Source organism: Kitasatospora sp. NPDC093679, assembly GCF_040683455.1.
Taxonomy (GTDB): domain Bacteria; phylum Actinomycetota; class Actinomycetes; order Streptomycetales; family Streptomycetaceae; genus Kitasatospora; species Kitasatospora arboriphila.
In genome coordinates this window covers 1-18,227 of record NZ_JBFBDW010000028.1, presented here as the reverse complement: position 1 = coordinate 18,227, position 18,227 = coordinate 1, and the positions used below count along the sequence as shown (strand labels likewise).

Annotated in this window: 14 protein-coding genes; 11 read left to right on the top strand and 3 right to left on the bottom strand. The window is 71.2% G+C overall.

Annotated elements, in window-relative coordinates:
* Positions 1-138: 138 nt before the first annotated feature.
* Together AB0O09_RS22620 and AB0O09_RS22615 are read right to left on the bottom strand one after the other, a co-directional pair.
* Positions 139-1,533 (bottom strand): aspartate aminotransferase family protein, encoded by a 1,395-nt coding sequence (locus tag AB0O09_RS22620; protein ID WP_363543814.1) that lies wholly within the window; start codon positions 1,531-1,533, stop codon positions 139-141.
* Complete coding sequence (locus tag AB0O09_RS22615; protein WP_043175796.1) at positions 1,530-2,003, bottom strand: Lrp/AsnC family transcriptional regulator; 474 nt, start codon at positions 2,001-2,003, stop codon at positions 1,530-1,532. Before AB0O09_RS22615 ends, AB0O09_RS22620 begins: the two co-directional genes overlap by 4 nt.
* A 267-nt stretch (positions 2,004-2,270) precedes the next feature.
* On the opposite strand from AB0O09_RS22615, the gene AB0O09_RS22610 reads away from it, so the two are divergent.
* A complete protein-coding gene (locus tag AB0O09_RS22610; RefSeq protein WP_363543812.1) occupies positions 2,271-3,716 on the top strand; it encodes a gamma-aminobutyraldehyde dehydrogenase in 1,446 nt (481 codons plus the stop codon).
* 158 nt (positions 3,717-3,874) lie between these two features.
* Positions 3,875-5,233: an aspartate aminotransferase family protein gene (locus AB0O09_RS22605; RefSeq protein ID WP_363543810.1), complete on the top strand. Its 1,359-nt coding sequence runs from the start codon at positions 3,875-3,877 to the stop codon at positions 5,231-5,233.
* A 60-nt stretch (positions 5,234-5,293) separates the two neighbouring features.
* Here the strand turns inward: AB0O09_RS22605 and AB0O09_RS22600 are convergent, their stop codons facing one another.
* Positions 5,294-6,949 (bottom strand): PucR family transcriptional regulator ligand-binding domain-containing protein, encoded by a 1,656-nt coding sequence (locus tag AB0O09_RS22600; RefSeq protein WP_363543809.1) that lies wholly within the window; start codon positions 6,947-6,949, stop codon positions 5,294-5,296.
* Positions 6,950-7,377: 428 nt separating this feature from the next.
* Between AB0O09_RS22600 and AB0O09_RS22595 the strand changes: the two genes are divergently transcribed.
* The 9 genes from AB0O09_RS22595 to AB0O09_RS22555 all read left to right on the top strand — a co-directional run bounded on the left by AB0O09_RS22595 (position 7,378) and on the right by AB0O09_RS22555 (position 17,768).
* Positions 7,378-8,895, top strand: a complete 1,518-nt coding sequence (locus tag AB0O09_RS22595; RefSeq protein WP_363543807.1) for a gamma-aminobutyraldehyde dehydrogenase — start codon at positions 7,378-7,380, stop codon at positions 8,893-8,895.
* A gap of 48 nt (positions 8,896-8,943) precedes the next feature.
* Positions 8,944-10,203 (top strand): spermidine/putrescine ABC transporter substrate-binding protein, encoded by a 1,260-nt coding sequence (locus AB0O09_RS22590; protein WP_363543805.1) that lies wholly within the window; start codon positions 8,944-8,946, stop codon positions 10,201-10,203.
* 41 nt (positions 10,204-10,244) lie between these two features.
* A complete protein-coding gene (locus AB0O09_RS22585; protein WP_363543803.1) occupies positions 10,245-11,417 on the top strand; it encodes an ABC transporter ATP-binding protein in 1,173 nt (390 codons plus the stop codon).
* Positions 11,414-12,343 carry an ABC transporter permease gene (locus tag AB0O09_RS22580; RefSeq protein ID WP_363543802.1) on the top strand — a complete coding sequence of 310 codons (930 nt, stop codon included), beginning with the start codon at positions 11,414-11,416 and terminating at the stop codon, positions 12,341-12,343. The genes AB0O09_RS22585 and AB0O09_RS22580 overlap by 4 nt, the downstream gene beginning before the upstream one ends.
* Complete coding sequence (locus tag AB0O09_RS22575; RefSeq protein ID WP_363543800.1) at positions 12,343-13,146, top strand: ABC transporter permease; 804 nt, start codon at positions 12,343-12,345, stop codon at positions 13,144-13,146. Before AB0O09_RS22580 ends, AB0O09_RS22575 begins: the two co-directional genes overlap by 1 nt.
* A 71-nt stretch (positions 13,147-13,217) precedes the next feature.
* Positions 13,218-14,612 (top strand): FAD-dependent oxidoreductase, encoded by a 1,395-nt coding sequence (locus AB0O09_RS22570; protein ID WP_363543799.1) that lies wholly within the window; start codon positions 13,218-13,220, stop codon positions 14,610-14,612.
* A 237-nt stretch (positions 14,613-14,849) separates the two neighbouring features.
* Positions 14,850-15,296 carry a hypothetical protein gene (locus tag AB0O09_RS22565; RefSeq protein WP_363543797.1) on the top strand — a complete coding sequence of 149 codons (447 nt, stop codon included), beginning with the start codon at positions 14,850-14,852 and terminating at the stop codon, positions 15,294-15,296.
* Between the two features lie 74 nt (positions 15,297-15,370).
* Positions 15,371-16,057 carry a hypothetical protein gene (locus AB0O09_RS22560; RefSeq protein WP_363543795.1) on the top strand — a complete coding sequence of 229 codons (687 nt, stop codon included), beginning with the start codon at positions 15,371-15,373 and terminating at the stop codon, positions 16,055-16,057.
* Between the two features lie 172 nt (positions 16,058-16,229).
* On the top strand, positions 16,230-17,768 hold the full coding sequence (locus tag AB0O09_RS22555) for a CoA-acylating methylmalonate-semialdehyde dehydrogenase (protein ID WP_344625096.1): 1,539 nt from the start codon (positions 16,230-16,232) through the stop codon (positions 17,766-17,768).
* Positions 17,769-18,227: the final 459 nt, after the last annotated feature.

Genomic DNA, 18,227 nt, shown 5'->3' with positions numbered 1-18,227 from the left:
GGTGCGGTTGCGGCACACTGGCCCATCTCCGGGCAAATCGCCGTGATTCCGGCGGCTGGATCCGGAGTTCGGCACCCCGGCACGCCGAAGGGCGGCCCCGGTGGACCGGGACCGCCCTGGCGGAGGGTGGGAGGAGGGTCAGATCTTCGCCCACGCGTCGGTGAGGCTGACCCGCAGGATCTGCTCGATCTCGTCGAAGGTCGACTGGTCGGAGATCAGCGGCGGGGCCAGCTGGACGACCGGGTCGCCGCGGTCGTCGGCGCGGCAGTACAGGCCGTTGTCGAAGAGCGCCTTCGACAGGAAGCCGTAGAGGACGCGCTCCACCTCGTCGTCGTTGAACGACTCCTTGGTGACCTTGTCCTTCACGAGCTCGATGCCGTAGAAGTACCCGTTGCCGCGGACGTCGCCGACGATCGGCAGGTCGCGCAGCTTGTCCAGGGTGCCCAGGAAGCGCGACTCGTTGTCGAGCACGTGCTGGTTGAGGCCCTCGCGCTCGAAGATGTCGAGGTTGGCCAGCGCCACCGCGGAGGACACCGGGTGGCCGCCGAAGGTGTAGCCGTGCAGGAAGGTGTTGTCGCCCTTGTAGAACGGCTCGGCGATGCGGTCCGAGATGATCGTGGCGCCGATCGGGGAGTAGCCCGAGGTCATGCCCTTGGCGCAGGTGATCATGTCGGGCTGGTAGCCGAACTTGTCGGCGCCGAACATGGTGCCGAGACGGCCGAAGGCGCAGATGACCTCGTCCGAGACGAGCAGCACGTCGTGGCGGTCGCAGATCTCGCGCAGGCGCTGGAAGTACCCGGGCGGCGGCGGGAAGCAGCCGCCGGCGTTCTGCACCGGCTCGACGAAGACGGCGGCGACGGTGTCCGGGCCCTCGAAGAGGATGGCCTGCTCGACCTGGTCGGCGCACCAGCGGCCGTAGGCCTCCGGGTCCACGGTGCCGTCCGGGCCCTGCAGGTACTCGGGGGCGCGGTAGATGTTGGTGTTGGGAGCCTTGTGGGTGCCGGGCACCAGCGGCTCGAACGGGGCCTTCAGGCCCGGCAGGCCGGTGATCGACAGGGCGCCCTGGGGGGTGCCGTGGTAGGCGACGGCCCGGGAGATGACCTTGTACTTGGTCGGCTTACCGGTCAGCTTGAAGTACTGCTTGGCCAGCTTCCAGGCGGTCTCGACCGCCTCGCCGCCGCCGGTCGAGAAGAACACCTTGTTCAGGTCGCCCGGGGCGTAGTTCGCCAGGCGCTCGGCGAGCTCGACGGCCTTGGGGTGGGCGTAGCTCCAGACCGGGAAGAAGGCGAGCTCCTTGGCCTGCTTGGCAGCCGCCTCGGCGAGCTCCTCGCGGCCGTGGCCGGCCTGGACCACGAACAGGCCGGCGAGGCCGTCGAGGTACTTCCTGCCCTTGTCGTCCCAGACGTAGGTGCCCTCACCGCGCACGATGGTGGGGACGGGGGAGTTCTCGTACGACGACATGCGGGTGAAGTGCATCCACAGGTGGTCGTAGGCGGTCTTGGAAAGGTCCTTCTGCGCCGGGTCGGCTGTCATCTGGTGCCCCAGGTGTAGGTCTGTTTCCGGAGCTTCAGATAAACGAAGCTCTCGGTGCTCCGCACGCCGGGAAGCGCGCGGATGCGCTTGTTGATCATTTCGAGCAGGTGCTCGTCGTCCTCGCACACCAGCTCGGCCAGCAGGTCGAACGAGCCTGCGGTGCAGACGACGTAGTCGACCTCGTCGAACGCGGCCAGGGCGTCCGCGACCGGTTCGATGTCGCCCTCCACCCGGATCCCCACCATCGCCTGCCGGGTGAAGCCGACGGTGAGGGGGTCGGTGACGGCGACGATCTGCATCACGCCCTGGTCGAGCAGCTTCTGGACGCGTTGCCGTACGGCGGCCTCCGACAGGCCGACGGCCTTGCCGATGGCGGCGTACGGGCGGCGCCCGTCCTCCTGGAGCTGTTCGATGATCGCCTTGGAGGCGGCGTCGAGGGGAACGCTGGCGTTCCGGTCGCGGTTGGCCACGTCGCCACTGTGCACGATCGCCGCGCGGCACGCAAGCCGCCGTCGTGCTGATTTCGTCGCTGTTTCCAAAATTGCATGCGGATTGCGTTGTGTCCGGAGATGAAGCCTGTCGATACCGTCGGTCATTGGGTAGCCTGGACCACGTACGCACGTAGGCGTGCACACACCCCCAGTGGACCGCGGCCGGTCCGACCCGGCCAGCCGTGCGCCGGAGGTACCCTGGCGCCGGATTCTGCAACGCCGCAGGCCCAGACCGAGGAGAGACCCGTGAGCGACCTTCGTACGCTGCGCAACTACATCAACGGCGAGTTCGTCGATGCGGCGGACGGCCGCACGCTGGACGTGATCGACCCGACGACCGGCGAGGTGTACGCGACCTCCCCGCTCTCCGGCGCCGCCGACGTCGACGCTGCGATGGCCGCCGCCGCCGAGGCCTTCCCCGTGTGGCGCGACGCCACCCCCTCGACCCGCCAGAAGCTCCTGCTGAAGATCGCGGACGCGGTGGAGGCCCGGGCCGACGAGATCGTCGACACCGAGTGCCGCAACACCGGCAAGCCGCGCGGGCTGACCCTCTCCGAGGAGATCGGCCCGATGGTCGACCAGATCCGGTTCTTCGCCGGCGCCGCCCGCCTGCTGGAGGGCAAGGCCGCGGGCGAGTACATGGACGGCATGACCTCCATCGTCCGCCGCGAGCCGGTCGGCGTCTGCGCCCAGGTCGCGCCGTGGAACTACCCGATGATGATGGCGGTCTGGAAGTTCGCCCCGGCCATCGCCGCCGGCAACACCGTCGTCCTCAAGCCCTCGGACACCACCCCGGCCTCCACCGTGCTGCTCGCCGAGATCATCGGCGGCATCCTCAAGGACATGGAGCTGCCGGCCGGCGTCTTCAACGTCATCTGCGGCGACCGCGAGACCGGCAAGCTGATGGTCGAGCACCCCACCCCGGCGATGGCCTCCATCACCGGCTCCGTCCGCGCCGGCATCCAGGTCGCCGAGTCCGCCTCCAAGGACGTCAAGCGCGTCCACCTGGAGCTCGGCGGCAAGGCCCCGGTCGTGGTCTTCGAGGACGCCGACATCGCCGAGGCCGTGGAGGGCATCTCGGTCGCCGGCTTCTTCAACGCCGGCCAGGACTGCACCGCCGCCACCCGCGTCCTGGTGCACGAGTCGATCCACGACGCCTTCGTCGAGGCCCTCGCCAAGGCCGCCGCCGACACCAAGACCGGCGGCATCGACGACGAGGACGTCCTCTACGGCCCGCTGAACAACGCCAACCAGCTCGCCCAGGTCACCGGCTTCATCGACCGCCTGCCCGGGCACGCCAAGGTCGAGGCCGGCGGCCACCGGGTCGGCGACAAGGGCTACTTCTACGCCCCGACCGTCGTCTCCGGCCTGCTGCAGGACGACGAGATCATCCAGCGCGAGGTTTTCGGCCCGGTCATCACCGTGCAGAAGTTCACCGACGAGGACCAGGCCGTCGGCTACGCCAACGGTGTCGAGTACGCCCTCGCCTCCTCCGTCTGGACGAAGGACCACGCCCGCGCCATGCGGATGTCCCGCCGCCTGGACTTCGGCTGCGTCTGGATCAACACCCACATCCCGCTGGTCGCCGAGATGCCGCACGGCGGCTTCAAGAAGTCCGGCTACGGCAAGGACCTGTCCTCCTACGGCTTCGAGGACTACACCCGCGTCAAGCACGTCATGACCGCGATCTGACCGACCGACGCGACCGGCGCACCCCAGGGGGCGCGGGCAGCTGCGCGCACAGCGCGGCCGCCCGCGCCCCCGCGCTTTGCCACCCTGTCACGGCGACGCGCCGATCGGGTGACATGGTGCAACTGCCTCGCGGCCCCCGTGCTCCCTAGGCTGGCCGCATGAGCATCCCCACCGCTGACTCAGCCGCAGGCCAGGCCGTCAAGGCCGCCGACCGCGCGCACGTCTTCCACTCGTGGTCCGCCCAGGCGCTGATCGACCCCCTCGCGGTGGCCGGCGCCGAGGGTTCCTACTTCTGGGACTACGAGGGCAACCGCTACCTCGACTTCTCCTCCCAGTTGGTGAACACCAACATCGGCCACCAGCACCCGAAGGTCGTCGCCGCGATCCAGGAGCAGGCGGCCAAGCTCTGCACCATCGCGCCCGGCTTCGCCGTCGAGCCGCGCAGCGAGGCCGCCCGGCTGATCGCCGAGCGCACCCCCGGCGAGCTGAACAAGATCTTCTTCACCAACGGCGGCGCCGAGGCCAACGAGAACGCCATCCGGATGGCCCGCCTGCACACCGGCCGTCAGAAGGTGCTCTCCACCTACCGCTCGTACCACGGCGCCACCGCCAACGCCATCGCGCTGACCGGCGACCCCCGCCGCTGGGCCAACGAGACCGGCGTCTCCGGCATCGTCCACTTCTGGGGCCCCTACGCCTACCGCTCGGTCTTCCACGCCGAGAACGAGGCGCAGGAGTGCGAGCGCGCGCTCGCCCACCTGGAGCAGGTCATCGCCTTCGAGGGCCCGGCCACCGTCGCCGCGATCATCCTGGAGACGGTCGTCGGCACCGCCGGCGTGCTGATCCCGCCGCCCGGCTACCTGCAGGGCGTCCGGGAGGTCTGCGACCGTCACGGCATCGTCTTCATCCTCGACGAGGTCATGGCCGGCTTCGGCCGCACCGGCGAGTGGTTCGCCGCCGACAACTGGGGCATCACCCCGGACCTGCTGACCTTCGCCAAGGGCGTCAACTCCGGCTACGTCCCGCTCGGCGGCGTCGCCATCAACCCGGAGATCGCCGCCACCTTCGACGAGCGGGTCTTCCCCGGCGGTCTCACCTACTCCGGCCACCCGCTGGCCTGCGCCTCGGCCGTCGCCACCATCGGAGCGATGGCGGAGGAGGGCATCGTCGAGAACGCCAAGCGGATCGGCGAGAGCGTGATCGGCCCCGGCCTGCGCGAGCTCGCCGAGCGGCACCCCTCGATCGGCGAGGTCCGCGGCCTCGGCGTCTTCTGGGCGCTCGACCTGGTCAAGAACCGCGAGACCCGCGAGCCGCTGGTCCCCTACAACGCGGCCGGACCGGCCAACGCGCCGATGGCCGAGCTGGCCGCCGCCTGCAAGCAGCGCGGCCTGTGGCCCTTCGTCAACATGAACCGCTTCCACGTGGTGCCGCCGTGCACCGTCAGCGCGGAGGAGGCCAAGGCCGGCCTCGCGATCCTCGACGAGGTCCTCACCCTCACCGACGCGCACACCGTCTGACCCGCGCGGCGGAGCGGCCCCGGGGCGGTCCGCCCCGGGGCCGCTCCGTCGCGCCCGCGCTCAGCGGCGCACCGCGTCCAGCGCCAGCAGCGCCACGTGCAGCGACAGGCAGGACTCCACCTGGTCCAGGTCCACCCCGAGGATCCGCTCCACCTTGTGCAGCCGGTCGTAGAACGACGGCCGGGACAGGTGCGCCGCGTCCGCCGCCGCCGACTTGTTGCGGCCCTGCTCCAGGTAGATCCGCAGCATCCGCACCAACTGCCCGCCGTGCTCGGCGTCGTACGCCAGCAGCGGCCCCAGCTCGCGCTCCACGTACGTCTGCAGCCGCTCGTCGTCGCGCAGCAGGTGCAGCAGACCGCGCAGCCGGACGTCCGGCAGCCGGTAGTAGGCGGCCGCCCGGCCGCCCGGGGCGTCGTGCAGCGCCGCGTCCGCGACCTGGGTCGCCTCCAGCAGGGTGCGCCGGGCGTCGCGCACCGATCCCACCGAGGAGCCCACCGCGACCACCGGCTCCGGCGGCGGCGCCGCCGCGTCCCGCGCACCGTCCGCCACCAGCTTGCGCAGCGCCGCCGCGAACGCCTCCAGCGCCGTGTGCTCGTCCTGCTGCGAGCCGAGCGCGATCAGCATCCCGACGCCCTCGTCGTCCAGCGCGCCGACCAGCGCCGACAGCCGACAGCCGCGGATCGCCGTCGCCGCCAGCTCGGTGAAGTCCCGCAGCCGGGCCTGCGCCTCCAGCGCGGCCGGCACCGCCCCGCGGCGCTGCCGCAGCACCACGCCCACCAGCCGCCGCCCTTCCAGCGGTACCCCCAGCGCCTGCGCCCGCAGCGCGACCTCACTGACCGTCAGGGCGTGCGTGAGGATGCCCGACAGCAGCGTGCGGTGGGTCTGCCGCTCCAGGCTCTCCCGGTCGCGCACCACCAGCCGGTTCAGCGCCAGCGTCGCCGCGCCGCGCTCCAGCATCATCGCGTGCGGGTGCGCGGTGCCCTCCGGCAGCGCGCCCGGCCCACCGATCAGCACCAGCCGCCCCCAGTCCTGGCCGCGCGCGCCGACCGCGGTCACCAGCCAGCCGCTGCGCGGGTCGTGCCCGGTGCGGCCCGGCGGGCGGACCCCGCGCGAACGCGCCTCCCAGCCCTCCAGCAGCTCCGCCTCCGGCCGGCCGGCGCTCTCGTGCGCCAGGACCTGGTGCGCCAGGTTCTCCAGCACCACCGGCGCGCCGGCCAGCTGCGCGACCTGCCGCACCACCTCGCCGGGCTCGGCGCCCTCCACCGCCAGCTCGTTGAAGACCTGGTGCACCGCCTCGGAGGTGCGCAACTGCTCCAGCTGGGCGTTGACCACCAGGGCGTGCACCGCCTCGGTGACGGCGACGAAGCGCAGCTCGCGGCGGAGCGCGACCAGCGGCAGGCCGCGCTGCTCGGCGGCGTTGACCAGGGCCCGCGGCAGCGAGTCGAAGTAGCGGCGGCCGAACTCGACGACCAGGCCGGCGGCGCCGACGTCGGCGAGCTCGTGGACGTAGCGGGCCAGGCCCTCGCGCTGCTCGGGCAGGGCGATGCCGGTGGTGAGCACCAGCTCGCCGCCCTGCAGGACGCCGGCGACGTCCGGCAGCTCGCTCACGTGGACCCAGCGGACGGGCCGCTCCAGGTGGTCCGCACCGGCCACCACGTCGGGCAGTCCGCGCCGCATCACGTCCAGGTCCAGCACCCGGGCGACGGTGGGGAGCATCGCGGGCCTCCAGCTGATCAGGGGTGTCAGGGAAATCTTGCCTCGGTGCGGTGCCCGCCCACCCGCCGCGCCGCCTTGCACCCTGTAAACCCCTTGCCGCCGGGCCTGCCGGAGTGACCCTTGTCACCCGATCGCCCGAGACGGCATGGTCGGGCAATCGGAAGTGGCGAAAACCGGGACGCGGCAGCGGAATCCGCAGCGTAACCAGAAGGCAACAGCGGAATCCCTTGTGGAAGCAAACTGGGCCTGTCAGGATCGCGCAATCCCGGTGAACCACCGCTTCGGATCTCTCCGTCTGCTATGCGGCGACTGGACCAGTCTCCGGCCATGGCTACGGGCATCGCCGCACCGCCGAGGAAGCATGGGCGTGCAGCGGCTTCCGCGCCGCGGCGCGGAAGCCGAACCACCGGGCACATGGAGGACAGCAGATGGACCTAACCAGCTTCGGCGCCGGCGCGCAGCACATCGCCGGGCGGGTGGTCACAGGGAGCGGCGACGAGCGGTTCCGGGTGGTCAACCCGGCCGACGGCAGCACCGTGGAGGAGGTCGTGCTGGCCTCGCCCGCCGACGTCGACGCCGCGGTCGACGCGGCCCGCGCCGCCCTCCCCGAGTGGTCCCGCGCCACCCCCGGCACCCGCGCCGAGGCCCTGGGCCGCCTGGCCGGCGTCCTCGCCGACCACGCCGAGGAGTTCGCCCGCGTCGAGACCTCTCAGACCGGCAAGCCGATCAAGCTCTCCACCGAGTTCGACGTCCCCGGCACCATCGACAACACCGCCTTCTTCGCCGGCGCCGCCCGCAACCTGGAGGGCAAGGCCGCCGGCGAGTACTCCGGCGACCACACCTCGTACGTGCGCCGCGAGGCGATCGGCGTGGTCGGCTCGATCTCGCCGTGGAACTACCCCCTGCAGATGGCCGCCTGGAAGATCCTCCCGGCGATCGCCGCGGGCAACACCATCGTCCTCAAGCCCGCCGAGCTCACCCCGCTGACCTCGCTGATGTTCGCCGCCGCGTGCACCGAGGCCGGCATCCCCGACGGCGTCGTCAACGTCATCACCGGCGCCGGCCGCACCGCCGGCGAGCACCTCGTCTCCCACCCCGCGGTGTCGATGGTGTCGTTCACCGGCTCCACCGCCGTCGGCAAGCGGGTCGCCGAACTCGCCACCGCCACCGTCAAGCGCACCCACCTCGAACTCGGCGGCAAGGCCCCGTTCGTGGTCTTCGACGACGCCGACCTGGAGGCCGCCGTGCACGGCGCGGTCGCCGCCTCCCTCATCAACAGCGGCCAGGACTGCACCGCCGCCACCCGCGCCTACGTCCAGCGCCCGCTCTACGACGCCTTCGTCGCCGGGGTCGCCGACCTGTACGCCGCGGTCCGCCTCGGCGACCCGCGCAACCCGCAGACCGACCTCGGCCCGCTGGTCTCCTTCGCCCACCGCGACCGCGTCGCCGGCTTCGTCGAGCGCGCCCGCCGCGACGGCGCCACCGTCGTGACCGGAGGCGGTACCGGCACCAAGGGCCACGACGGCACCGACCTCACCCTCGGCGCCTACCACCAGCCCACCCTGATCACCGGCGCCGCCCAGGACAGCGAGGTCGTCCAGGGCGAGATCTTCGGCCCCGTCCTCGTCGTCCTGCCCTTCGACAGCGACGAGGAGGGCCTGCGGCTCGCCAACGACACCCCCTACGGCCTCGCCGCCTCCGCCTGGACCCGCGACGTCCACCGCTCGCTGCGCGCCACCCGCGAGATCGCGGCCGGCTGCGTCTGGGTCAACGACCACATCCCGATCATCAGCGAGATGCCGCACGGCGGCTACAAGGCCTCCGGCTACGGCAAGGACATGTCGCAGTACTCCCTCGACGAGTACACCCAGGTCAAGCACGTCATGTACGACACCACCGCGGTGGCACGCAAGGATTGGCACCGCACGATCTTCGGGGACCGATAACCCCGTCCGTCCCCCACGCCCGAGCCCCCCTCAGGAGGGTGTCCCCGCATGCAGCTGAACGAGATCACCGACGGCCTGCCGGAGCCGGTCCGCAAGGCCTGGGAACGCAGCCTCACCAGCGGCCGCGCCGCCCTCAGCCGCCGGACGGTGCTGCGCGCCGGTGCGCTCGCGGCCGGCGCGGGCACCCTCACCGCCTGCGGCATCCCGCCGGCGAAGAGCCCGACCGGAAGCTCCGGCGAGGCCGCCAACGCCGCCGCGAAGGACCTCTCCGACACCGACAAGGTCGTCAACTTCTCCAACTGGCCGCTGTACGTCGACGTCGACCCCAAGGACGAGCAGAAGCACGGCACCCTCGACGCCTTCACCGCGGCCACCGGCGTCAAGGTCAAGTACACCGAGGACGTCAACGACAACGTCGAGTTCTTCGGCAAGGTCAAGCCGCAGCTCGCCGCCGGCCAGGACACCGGCCGCGACATCATGGTCCTCACCGACTGGATGGCCGCCCGGCTGATCCGCCTCGGCTGGGTGCAGAAGCTCGACCAGTCCCGGATCACCACCGCGATCACCAACCTGGAGGCCCGCTTCCGCGCCCCCGACTGGGACCCGGGCCGCCTCTACTCCTACCCGTGGGCGGGCATCCAGGTCGTCATCGCCTACAACAAGAAGGCGACCAAGGGGAAGGCCGTCACCAGCGTCTCCCAGCTGCTCGACGACCCCGAGCTCAAGGGCCGCGTCACCTTCCTGTCGGAGATGCGCGACACCATCGGCATGACCCTGCTCGACATGGACAAGGACCCGGCGAAGTTCACCGCCGACGACTACGCCGCCGCGATCGCCCGCCTCCAGAAGGGCGTCGACAGCAAGCAGATCCGCAAGTTCACCGGCAACGACTACGGCCAGGAGCTGTCCTCCGGCGACATCGCCGCCTGCGTCGCCTGGGGCGGCGACCTCATCCAGCTCAAGGCCGACAACCCCGACATCGAGTTCGTCGTCCCGGACAAGGGCTACGTCGCGTCGACCGACAACATGCTGATCCCGGCCCGCGCCCAGCACAAGCACAACGCCGAACGGCTCATCGACTTCTACTACCGGCCCGAGATAGCCGCCCGGCTCACCGCGGGCATCGGCTACGTCTCCCCGGTCACCGGCGCACAGGCCGAACTCGCCAAGCTCGACGCCGACGCCGCCGCCAACCCCCTGGTCATCCCCACCCCCGAGATGGCCGCCAAGGTCCACAACTTCCGCAGCCTCGGCGAGGCCGAGGAGAGCGACTTCGAGGACAGGTTCTCCAAGCTCATCGGCGCCTGACCCACGCCCCCGACCACCGGCCTCGGAGATAGGACCACACCATGACCGACCAGGCGACCGACACCACCGCGAAGGCCACCGGCCCCGCCGAAACCCCCTCGGGCGGCGACGTACGGCTCACCGGCATCAGCAAGACCTACGGCAGCTCCACCGCCGTCCACCCCCTCGACCTGACGATCCCCCAGGGCTCCTTCTTCGCCCTGCTCGGCGCGTCCGGCTGCGGCAAGACCACCACCCTGCGCATGATCGCCGGCCTGGAGGACCCGACCTCCGGCACCGTCCTCATCGGCGGACAGGACGTCACCGCCCTGCCCCCGTACAAGCGGCCGGTCAACACCGTCTTCCAGAGCTACGCGCTCTTCCCGCACCTCGACGTCTACGAGAACGTCGCCTTCGGCCTGCGCCGCCGCGGCAAGAAGGACGTCAAGAAGCAGGTCGAGGACATGCTGGAGCTGGTCGAACTCGGCCCGCTCGCCCGCCGCAAGCCGCACCAGCTCTCCGGCGGCCAGCAGCAGCGCGTCGCCGTCGCCCGCGCCCTCATCAACCACCCGCAGGTCCTGCTGCTCGACGAACCGCTCGGCGCCCTCGACCTCAAGCTCCGCCGCCAGATGCAGCTCGAACTCAAGCGCATCCAGACCGAGGTCGGCATCACCTTCGTCCACGTCACCCACGACCAGGAGGAGGCCATGACCATGGCCGACACCATCGCGGTGATGAACGGCGGACGCATCGAGCAGCTCGGCGCCCCCGCCGACCTCTACGAGAACCCCGCGACCACCTTCGTCGCCAACTTCCTCGGCCAGTCCAACCTCATCCCCGCCGAGGTCACCGGGAACTCCGGCGACGAGCTCCTGCTCAGCGCCGGCGGCACCCGACTCGCCGTCCCCCGCGCCCGCTGCGCCACCGACGCCACCAAGGTCCACCTCGGCGTCCGCCCCGAGAAGATCACCATCGCGCACTCCTCCACGGACGTCCCCGAGGACCGCAACCGCCTGGTCGGCACCGTCGTCGACTCCAGCTTCATCGGCGTCTCCACCCAGTACACCGTCCGCACCGGCACCGGCCAGGACATCGCCGTCTTCGAGCAGAACATGGAGCGCGACGGCCGGATCGTCCCCGGCGCCACCGTCCAGGTCCACTGGAACCCCGCCCACTCCTTCGCGCTCGACGCCTCCCAGGCGATCGACGCCGGCACCGCGGAGGAGGACGCGTGACCACCACCACCGAGACGGCGCCGCTCCAGGACGCCGCACCCCCCGCGCCGCCCCGGCGCACCCGGCGCAAGCTCGTCCCGTACTGGCTGCTGCTGCCCGGCATCGCCTGGCTCGTGGTCTTCTTCGCGGTGCCGATGGTCTACCAGGGCTCCACCTCCCTGCAGACCGGCTCGCTGGAGGAGGGCTTCCGCGTCACCTGGCACTTCGCCACCTACTGGGACGCCTTCACCGAGTACAAGTGGCACTTCGTCCGCTCCTTCGCGTACGCCGCCACCGCCACCGTGCTCTGCCTCGCCATCGGCTACCCGCTCGCGTACACGATCGCCTTCAAGGCCAGCAAGCGGTGGCGCAACGTCATCCTCATCCTGGTGATCGCGCCGTTCTTCACCAGCTTCCTGATCCGCACCCTGGCCTGGAAGACCATCCTGTCCGACGGCGGCTACGTGGTCGGCGCGCTCAACACCCTGCACGTCCTCGACCTCACCGACGCACTCGGCCTCACCGCCGGCCACCGCGTCCTCGCCACCCCGCTCGCCGTGGTCTGCGGCCTCACCTACAACTTCCTGCCGTTCATGATCCTCCCGCTCTACACCTCGCTGGAGCGGATCGACCCCAGGCTGCACGAGGCCGCCGGCGACCTCTACGCCAAGCCCTTCACCACCTTCCGCAAGGTGACCTTCCCGATCTCCCTGCCCGGCGTCGTCGCCGGCACCCTGCTCACCTTCATCCCCGCCTCCGGCGACTACATCAACGCCCAGCTGCTCGGCTCCCCCAGCGAGCAGATGGTCGGCAACGGCATCCAGAAGCAGTTCCTCAACGTGCTCGACTACCCCACGGCGGCAGCCCTGAGCTTCATCCTGATGGCCCTGATCCTGGGCGTGGTGACGGTGTACATGCGCAAGGCCGGAACGGAGGACCTGGTCTGATGAACAAGGTGTCCAGCTGGCTGCGCCGCAACCTCGTCACCCTCGCGGGCGTCCTCGCCCTCGCCTACCTCGTCCTGCCCAACCTGGTCGTCCTGCTCTTCTCGTTCAACAAGCCCGCCGGCAAGTTCAACTACGAGTGGGCCCAGTTCTCCACCGACGCCTGGACGGACCCCTGCGGCGTCGCCGACATGTGCGGCTCGCTCGTCCTCAGCCTGCAGCTCGCCCTCGCGGCCACCGCCGGCGCCACGGTCCTCGGCACCATGGTCGCCTTCGCCCTGGCCCGCTACCGCTTCCGCGGCCGCTCCGCCACCACCGGGCTGATCTTCCTGCCGATGGCCATGCCCGAGGTCGTCATGGCCGCCTCGCTCGGCACGCTCTTCCTCAACATGCGCATCCCGTTCGGCTTCACCACGATCCTGATCGCGCACATCATGTTCTGCCTGAGCTTCGTGGTCACCGCCGTCAAGGCCCGCGTCATGAGCATGGACCCGCGCCTCGAACAGGCCGCCCAGGACCTCTACGCCACCCCGGTGCAGACCTTCCTCAAGATCACCCTGCCGCTCGCCGCCCCCGGCATCGCCGCCGGCGCGCTGCTCAGCTTCGCCCTCTCCTTCGACGACTTCATCATCACCCAGTTCAACTCGGGCCCCACCACCGTCACCTTCCCGATGTTCGTCTGGGGCGCCTCGCAGCGCGGCATACCCGTCCAGGTGAACGTGATCGGCACCGCGATGTTCCTCGCGGCCGTCGTCCTCACCTTTGCCGGCCAGTGGATCGGCAACCGCCGGAAGGCCCGCGCCTGATGCCGCACCACTCCTCCTCCCCGTTCTACTGACCGAAGTCCGAACGACCATCAGAAAGCGGCTGATACGGCATGGACTCCGCCCGTGCGCTCAGTGACGTCAAACCCACCTCGTTCTGGCTGGAGGACCCGGGTCGGCCCGAGGCCCTCCCCGCCCTCGTCGGCGACACCACCTGCGACCTGCTGGTCGTCGGCGGCGGATACTCCGGCCTGTGGACGGCGCTCCTCGCCAAGGAACGCGACCCCTCGCAGGACGTCGTCCTCGTCGAGGCGGACGAGGTGGGCTGGGCGGCCTCCGGGCGCAACGGCGGATTCTGTGCCGCCAGCCTCACCCACGGCTTCGGCAACGGCCTGCAGCGCTGGCCCGCCGAACTGAACCGGCTCGAAGAACTCGGCCGCGCCAACCTCGACGCCATCGAGGACGCCGTCAAGAAGTACGACCTCGACTGCGAGTGGGAGCGCACCGGCGAGATCGACGTCGCCACCGAACCCCACCAGCTCGACGAACTCCACGAGGTCGCCGAGGCCCTCGCCGAACACGGCCTCGCCACCACCGTCCTCGACGCCGACCAGGTGCGCCGCGAGGTCGACTCGCCCACCTTCCTCGGCGGCCTCTGGGACCGCGACGGCGTCGCCATGGTCCACCCCGCCAAACTCGCCTGGGGCCTCAAGAAGGCCTGCCTCCGGCAGGGCGTCCGCATCCACGAACGCACCAAGGCCCTCACCCTCGTCGAACACGGCACCGGCATGGCCGTCCGCACCCCCTACGGCAGGGTCTTCGCCCGCCGCGTCGCCCTCGGCACCAACGTCTTCCCGTCCCTGCTCAAGCGCGTCCGCCCCTACATCGTCCCGGTCTACGACTACGCCCTCATGACCGAACCCCTCAACGACGAGCAGATGGCCGCCGTCGGCTGGCGCGGCCGCCAGGGCCTCGGCGACAGCGCCAACCAGTTCCACTACTTCCGGCTCTCCGCCGACAACCGCATCCTCTGGGGCGGCTACGACGCCATCTACCACTACGGCGGCAAGGTCCGCGCCGAGCACGACCAGCGCCCCGACACCTTCCGCACCCTCTCCCGGCAGTTCTTCGAGACCTTCCCCCAGCTCGAAGGAGTCCGCTTCACCCACGCCTGGGGCGGCGCCATCGACACCTGCAGCCGCTTCTCCGCCTTCTTCGACACCGCCCACCACGGCCGCGTCGCCTACGCCGCCGGCTTCACCGGCCTCGGCGTCGGCGCCACCCGCTTCGGCGCCGAGGTCATGCTCGACCTCCTCTCCGGCGAGCGCACCGAACGCACCGAACTGGAGATGGTCCGCAAGAAGCCGCTCCCCTTCCCGCCCGAACCCGTCCGCTGGGCCGGCATCGAACTCACCCGCTGGTCGCTCGACCGCGCCGACCGCCGCGGCGGCCGGCGCAACCTCTGGCTGCGCACCCTGGACCGCCTCGGCCTCGGCTTCGACAGCTGACCCCACCGCAGACCCGACCGCCGACGCCACCGCGGGGCGCACCCCGGCCACCCGGCCCGGATGCGCCCCGCGGCACGTCCGCGTCCGGCCGCCGGCCACCGCCCGGACCGAGAACCGCCGAAACCGGGTCCGCCTGGACCGAGAACCGCCTGGACCGAGAACCGCCGAAACGGTGTAAGAACCCGCACCCGCAGCCCTCTCCCCGGTGAGCGACCCCGACCGTCCCGAGGAGCACCGATGCCGCCCACCGCCCGCACCGCCGCAGCCTGGCTCGCCGCGGCCGCCCCCGACCCGCGCGCCTTCCTGCGCACCTGGGAACGGACCGGCCGCCGCCCCGCCCCGCTGCCCGCCGGTCGCCAGTGGGACGCCGTCCTCACCCCCGGCCCGTTCGGACGCACCGCCCTCGACGCCCTCGCCCGCCTCCCCGGACCGGGCCCCGTCCTCCAGGACCGCACCGCAGGCACCGTCGCCTTCCTCGTCCCCACCGGCACCGCCGACGGCTGGCTCGGCTCCGGCATCCGCACCCTCGGCCACGGCACCGCCCTCACCGTCCCCCACCCGGGCGGCACCGACCGCGCCCTGCACTGGCTGATCCCCCCGGACGGCACGGGCCGGCTCGTCGACCCCCGCCGCCTCGAACTCGCCCTCCACGACGCCGCCGCCCGACTCACCGGCCTCCCGTGACCCGCCGACCGAACCGCCCACCCGCAGGGCCACCGCAACGCCACCCCGAGGGCGAACCGCGCCAGACTGGTCCCATGACCGCAAGCGCGCTCTCCGACGAGCACCTCCGGCTGCTGGAGACCGCCCAGCCGCTCTGCCTCCGGTACGCCCTCGCCCTCGCCGGTCCCGACGCGCTCGCCGCCCACGGCCTCCCCGCCACCCGCTCCACCGGACTCGTCCTCGTCACCGGCGAGGGCCCGCCCCTCGCCGACATCGCCGCCGGCCTCGCCGAACACCTCCGCGCGGCCGGCCACCGCGCCCGCGTACAGCCCGGCACCCCGCGCCAGATCCAGCTGATCGGCACGCCCTGCCCGATCGACCTGCGCAAGGAGCCTCTGAGGCACCCTGCCGTGCTGCTCCCCGGCGCCCCCGTCCCGGTGGTCGCGCTGCCGGACGCCGCCGCGCTCGCCGTGCTCCTCCTCTGCGACCGGGGCCTGTCGGAGGACCTCGTCGCCCTGCACGTGCTGAGCGGCCCCTTCTCCGAGGGCGAGCTGCTGGCCCTGGCCGGCGCGCTCGACGAGGAGTTCCAGCCGGCGGTGCTCGCCGACCGGCTGGAGTCCGCGGCCGCGCTCGTCCACCCGGACGCCGCGGCCCGTTCGGCCTGGGCCCAGGCCTGGGCGCAGGACCTCCGACTGGACCTGATGGAGGTCCGGGAGGACGACGACGGGCTGCACGACCCCTATCTGGAGGACGTCGAGGCGGAGCAGCCCGACGACCTGTAAGGGTGAATCTCCGTTCCCCGTCACGCTGCTCGTTGAGGCCCGGCGGCAGGGTCCGCAGACTGGATTACGAGCGCGGGAGCCCCGTGATCCCGTCGTCCGGACGAAGCCGGGCGGCGCCGTTACCACGTACCGGCGGCCCACACACCGCACGGGACTTCGGAGGCAGACGATCTTGAGCAAGTCCAGCCCGAACAAGCACGTCACCCACTGGATCGGTGGCGCCCCCGTCGCCACCGCCGGCGCCGCGCCCCGTCGCGGTGACATCTTCGATCCGGCCACCGGACAGGTGTCGGGCCAGGTCGACTTCGCCGAGATCGCCGAGGTCGACCAGGCCGTCGCCGCTGCGGCCTCGGCGTTCGCCGAGTGGCGTCGCTCGTCCGTGGCCAAGCGCACCCAGGTGCTCTTCCGCTTCCGCGAGCTGTTCAACGCCCGCAAGGACGAGCTCGCGTCGATCATCGTCTCCGAGCACGGCAAGGTGCACTCGGACGCCCTCGGCGAGCTCGCCCGCGGCCTGGAGGTCGTGGAGTACGCCTGCGGCATCCCGCAGCTCTCCAAGGGCGGCTTCTCGGAGCAGGCGTCCACCGGCATCGACGTCTACTCGATCCGCCAGCCGCTCGGCCCGGTCGCGATCATCTCGCCGTTCAACTTCCCGGCCATGGTGCCGATGTGGTTCTTCCCGATCGCCATCGCGACCGGCAACACGGTCGTCCTGAAGCCCTCCGAGAAGGACCCGTCCGCCGCCAACTTCCTCGCCGAGCTGTGGAAGGAGGCCGGCCTGCCGGACGGCGTCTTCAACGTCGTGCACGGCGACAAGGTCGCGGTCGACCGCCTGCTGGAGCACCCCGACATCAAGTCGGTCAGCTTCGTCGGCTCGACCCCGATCGCCCGCTACGTCTACGAGACCGGCACCCGCTACGGCAAGCGCGTCCAGGCCCTCGGCGGCGCGAAGAACCACATGCTGGTGCTGCCCGACGCCGACCTCGACCTGAGCGCCGACGCCGCCGTAAACGCGGGCTTCGGTGCGGCCGGCGAGCGCTGCATGGCGGTCTCCGTCCTGGTCGCCGTGGACCCGATCGGCGACGAGCTGGTCGAGAAGATCAAGTCCCGTGTCGCCGCGCTGAAGGTCGGCCCCGGCTGCAACGGCGACTCCGAGATGGGCCCGCTGGTCACCGGCCAGCACCGCGACAAGGTCACCTCCTACGTCGAGTCCGGCCTCGCCGACGGCGCCGAGCTGGCGGTCGACGGCCGCAAGCACGCGATCGCGGCCGAGGACGTCAACGGCGCCCCGACCGCGGACGGCTTCTGGCTCGGCCCCACCCTGTTCGACCACGTGAAGCCGGGCATGTCCGTCTACAGCGACGAGATCTTCGGCCCCGTCCTCTCGGTCGTCCGGGTCTCCACCTACGAGGAGGGCCTGGCCCTCATCAACAGCAACCCGTACGGCAACGGCACGGCCATCTTCACCAACGACGGCGGCGCCGCCCGGCGCTTCCAGAACGAGGTGGAGGTCGGCATGGTCGGCATCAACGTGCCGATCCCCGTCCCCGTCGCCTACTACTCCTTCGGCGGCTGGAAGGCCTCGCTCTTCGGCGACGCCCACGCCTACGGCCCCGACGGCGTCCAGTTCTTCACCCGCGGCAAGGTCGTGACCCAGCGCTGGCTCGACCCGTCGCACGGCGGCATCAACCTCGGCTTCCCCACCAACAGCTGAACCTCCCCGCCCCGACCACCGGCCGGCCCCTCTCCCCGAGGAGCCGGCCGGTTCGTTTGCATCCGCTCCCCGTTCGGCGTAGTGTTCACTGGTCGCTCGGCAGGGAGCACCGGACACGCATCTGCGCGGACGGTCCCGGAGCGGCCAATCCCTTGAAACGCCACTTCCCGGCTCGGGCTGGGTCGCGTCTTGTCGCGTCCCCGTGCGAATTCGGCATGCGCGTTTATAGGAATTGCACTTCGGGCCGGCGCCGGATTCGCTTTTCGGAGCGGGGATCGGCTAAGGTTTGAAACGTCGGACGGGCCGTCAGGCCGGTTCCGACAAGGCAGTGAAGAAAGCACGTCGGTGAAGAGCACAGGCTCGGATCTGATAAGCTGGAAACACGAAAGAGCGAAACGCCCGGAGGGTCCGCTGGAAGGCGGTCCGAAGGAAGTGTCCGTTCCTTGAGAACTCAACAGC

Bases quoted from the DNA above. Each gene is read 5' to 3' on its own strand.
- AB0O09_RS22620 (WP_363543814.1), bottom strand. From the start codon at position 1,533: ATGACAGCCGACCCGGCGCAGAAGGACCTTTCCAAGACCGCCTACGAC.
- AB0O09_RS22575 (WP_363543800.1), top strand. From the start codon at position 12,343: ATGAACAAGGTGTCCAGCTGGCTGCGCCGCAACCTCGTCACCCTCGCG.
- AB0O09_RS22565 (WP_363543797.1), top strand. From the start codon at position 14,850: ATGCCGCCCACCGCCCGCACCGCCGCAGCCTGGCTCGCCGCGGCCGCC.
- AB0O09_RS22570 (WP_363543799.1), top strand. From the start codon at position 13,218: ATGGACTCCGCCCGTGCGCTCAGTGACGTCAAACCCACCTCGTTCTGG.
- AB0O09_RS22605 (WP_363543810.1), top strand. From the start codon at position 3,875: ATGAGCATCCCCACCGCTGACTCAGCCGCAGGCCAGGCCGTCAAGGCC.
- AB0O09_RS22560 (WP_363543795.1), top strand. From the start codon at position 15,371: ATGACCGCAAGCGCGCTCTCCGACGAGCACCTCCGGCTGCTGGAGACC.
- AB0O09_RS22585 (WP_363543803.1), top strand. From the start codon at position 10,245: ATGACCGACCAGGCGACCGACACCACCGCGAAGGCCACCGGCCCCGCC.
- AB0O09_RS22595 (WP_363543807.1), top strand. From the start codon at position 7,378: ATGGACCTAACCAGCTTCGGCGCCGGCGCGCAGCACATCGCCGGGCGG.
- AB0O09_RS22590 (WP_363543805.1), top strand. From the start codon at position 8,944: ATGCAGCTGAACGAGATCACCGACGGCCTGCCGGAGCCGGTCCGCAAG.
- AB0O09_RS22600 (WP_363543809.1), bottom strand. From the start codon at position 6,949: ATGCTCCCCACCGTCGCCCGGGTGCTGGACCTGGACGTGATGCGGCGC.